This window comes from Streptomyces phytophilus (genome assembly GCF_013870535.1).
GTDB classification, from domain to species: Bacteria; Actinomycetota; Actinomycetes; order Streptomycetales; family Streptomycetaceae; genus Streptomyces; species Streptomyces phytophilus.
The window spans coordinates 1-2754 of the sequence record NZ_JACBXC010000830.1; the positions used below are offsets into that span (position 1 = coordinate 1).

Consider the following 2754-nt stretch of genomic DNA (forward strand, 5'->3'; position numbering starts at 1 on the left):
CGGGCTCGCCGCACTCCATCGACCGCGGCAGCCGCAGCGCCGTGAGCGCCCCGAGCAGCAGCAGCCCCGCGCTGACGGCCAGCGTGACGTGCATGCCCTGCACGAACGCGTCCCGCGCGGCGTCCCGCAGCGTGGCGCCGGCCGCACCGCCCAGCTCGCCCGCGGTCTCGTACGCCTCGCCCAGCGAGTTGCCCGCCGCGTCGGTGGCGCTCGACGGCACGCCGGGCACGCTGCCGAGCGCGGGGCGGTAGACGGCGTTCATGACGCTGCCCAGCAGCGCTATCCCGATGCCCGCGCCGAGCTGGTACGAGGTCTCGCCGATCGCCGCGACCCCGCCGGCCTGCTCCGCCGGGGTCTCGCTGAGCATCGACTCGTACGCGCCGAAGATGGTCGTCTCCAGCCCGTACCCCAGCAGCACGAAGCCCGCGCCCAGCACCAGCGGGCGGTCCTCCTCGCCCAGGCTGATCAGCCCGGTGACGGCGACGGCGGTGAGCAGGAAGCCCAGCGCGACCATCAGGCGCGGGCCGAGCCGGGCGACCATCCGGGAGCCCGCGAGTCCCGCGGCCACGGCGGCGAGGGTCAGCGGGATCAGCCGCAGCCCGGTCTGCAGCGGGCTGAGGCCGAGGACGAGCTGCATGTACTGCACGGCGACGAGTTGCAGCCCCACGAGGGCCAGGAGCGCGAGGACGATGCAGCCGACGGCGGTGCCGAAGGAGCGGCAGGAGATGGCGTCGAAGTCGACGAGCGGGTGGGCGCGGCTGCGCTGTCTGCGGACGAAGAGCACGAGGAGGGCGCTGCCGAGGAGCAGCGGGCAGAAGACCGCCGGGTGCAGCGGCCCGTCGCCGGCGCCGGCCTGCTTGAGGGCGAGGACGACGCCGAAGAGGCCGGCCGCCGCCATCAGCGCGCCGAGGACGTCCCAGGGGCCGGCCCGGTCGGCGGTGGACTCCGGCAGCAGCCAGCGGCCCACGGGCACGGCGATCACCATGAGCGGGATGTTGATCAGGAAGACGGAACCCCACCAGAAGTGCTCCAGCAGGAAGCCGCCGAGCAGCGGCCCGATGGCCGCGCCGACGGCCGCGGTGGCGCTCCACAGCCCGATGGCCGCGGCGCGCTCGCGGCGGTCCGGGAAGACCTGGCGCAGGATCGACAGCGTGGCCGGCATGATCATGGCGCCGCCGACGCCGAGGAGGGCGCGGGCGGCGATCAGCACGTGCGGGTCGCTCGCCGCGGCGGCGAGCGCGGAGGCCAGGCCGAAGATCGCGTAGCCGAGGAGCAGGACGCGGCGGCGGCCGACGCGGTCGCCGAGGGTGCCGAAGAGGATCAGCAGGGAGGCGGCGACGAGGGGGTAGGCGTCGACGATCCACAGCAGGTCGACGGCGCCGGGCTTCAAGTCCTCGGTGAGCGCGGGGACGGCGACGTGCAGGACGGTGGCGTCGAGGGCGACGAGCAGCAGGCTGGAGCAGAGGACGGCCAGCACGGTCCAGCGTCCGGCGCCGCCGCCGTGGGCGCCGGGAACGTCCCGCGGCGGGCTCGTGGCCGTGGCCGTCCCTGACATCTACGCACCTCCCGGACTCGCGCGAGTCGACAGCGTACGCGAGTCCTCCGGATACGGACCGCGGCACTACCCGTTGCGGTGACGGCGCTACCGGTTGCGGCGGAACTTGGCCCTTCTTGTCCCCCTCTTGCCCGACTCCAGCCCATCTCTGGCCGCCCGTGGCTGTGTCGGGACCCCTCGTGTCGGAACAGGTCCGCTGACGTGCCATGATTGCCCGCTCCCGGTCCGGGAAGTCACTGGTTGAGGGCATTGCGCACGATGTGTGGCGCCGGTCACACGTCCGCGCCGGTGACCCCGGTCGTCCCCCAGGCGAACGGTCCGCAACGGCGCGGCGAATCTCCGATAAACGGAGGAGCGCGAAAAACAATTGACCGATTGGCCGTACTCAGATATTCCCAGAAAGCGGAAGACATGAGTCCTGAAAAGGCGGTGGGGTAAGTGCCGTTGACGACCCTGTCCACATCACATAGGCATTACAGATCCGGCCGATTGGTCAATCCACGGCAGTCGGCGATGTAGCGTCGATTCCGTGCGTACCGAAGAGAGACGTCCGCAGGGAGCGGAGCGTCCGACCACACACAGCGGCTGGCGGCCGCGTATGACCAGGACCCGGCTGTGGCTGTTCTGGTCGTCGCTGGCCGTCTACGCGGCGATCGTCGCGGCCGTGGTGACCACGTCGTGGCTGGTGCACCTCGACTGGCAGCTGATGCTCTTCCGGCCGTACAAGCAGTGGCCGGAGTTCCACGCCTTCCTGGACTACTTCGTGGTGCTCGGGCAGCGCGCCCCCACCGCCGTCGCCGTGCTGGCCTGGCTGGGCTGGCGCTCCTGGCGGCAGCACACCCTGCGCCCGCTGTTCATGCTGGCGGGCTCGCTGCTCCTGCTGAACCTCACGGTCGGCGCGGCGAAGATCGGCATGGGCCGGCTCGGCCCGCACTACGCCACCCAGATCGGCTCGAACGAGATGTGGGCCGGCGGCGATATATTCCCTTCGGGTCACACCGCGAACGCCGTCGTGACCTGGGGCGTCGTGGCCTATCTGGCGACGACGCCGGGGGCCCGCAGGACCGCCTCGGTGGTCTGCGCGATGGTGGCGCTGGGGGTCGGCGGCACGACCGTCTACCTCGGCACGCACTGGCTCAGCGACGTGCTGCTCGGCTGGGTCGCCGGCCTGCTCGTGCTGCTGGCCCTGCCCTGGTTCG

Annotated in this window: 2 protein-coding genes; one reads left to right on the forward strand and one right to left on the reverse strand. The window is 72.1% G+C overall.

Annotation, left to right across the window (positions count from 1 at the left end):
- The coding region (locus tag H5J30_RS25865; RefSeq protein ID WP_181789754.1) for an MFS transporter at positions 1-1555 on the reverse strand (1555 nt) is incomplete at its 3' end.
- Between the two features lie 529 nt (positions 1556-2084).
- Here H5J30_RS25865 and H5J30_RS25870 point away from each other — a divergent pair.
- The coding region (locus H5J30_RS25870; RefSeq protein WP_309505631.1) for a phosphatase PAP2 family protein at positions 2085-2754 on the forward strand (670 nt) is incomplete at its 3' end.